This is a genomic window from Mesorhizobium sp. M7A.F.Ca.US.002.01.1.1 (assembly GCF_004022955.1).
Classification (GTDB): domain Bacteria; phylum Pseudomonadota; class Alphaproteobacteria; order Rhizobiales; family Rhizobiaceae; genus Mesorhizobium; species Mesorhizobium ciceri.
Genome location: NZ_RZQE01001048.1, coordinates 1 through 481, shown reverse-complemented (window position 1 = coordinate 481; position 481 = coordinate 1). Strand labels below are relative to the sequence as shown.

Annotated in this window: 1 protein-coding gene; it reads left to right on the top strand. The window is 61.5% G+C overall.

Going from position 1 to position 481, the window contains the following annotated elements; translation table 11 throughout:
• Positions 1-481 (top strand): Mur ligase family protein (locus EN932_RS37630; protein WP_245483427.1); only part of this gene is annotated, 481 nt, incomplete at both ends.

Genomic DNA, 481 nt, shown 5'->3' with positions numbered 1-481 from the left:
GACCACCACCAAGGAAGCGCTGCGCCATGTGCTGCAAGCCGTAGGCAAGGTGCATGCCTCGGCGCAGTCCTTCAACAATCACTGGGGCGTGCCGCTGACCTTGGCGCGGATGCCTGATGATTGCGACTATGCCGTGTTTGAAATCGGCATGAACCATCCCGACGAGATCCGTCCGCTGGTCAAGATGGTGAGGCCGCATGTCGCCATCGTCACCATGATCGCGGCGGCGCATCTCGGCTTTTTCCGCAATCTGGACGAGATCGCCAAGGCCAAGGCCGAGATTTTCGAGGGGCTGGAGCCCGAGGGGGCCGCCGTCCTCAACCGCGACGATGCCCGCTTCAAGATGCTCGACAAGATGGCCCATGCCGCCGGTGTCGAGCACGTCTACGGCTTCGGCGAGAATGCGCGCTCTACCTTCAAGCTCACCAAATGCGAACTGCATGCCGATCCTGGCGGTGATGTCGGAATGATCGGCATGCAG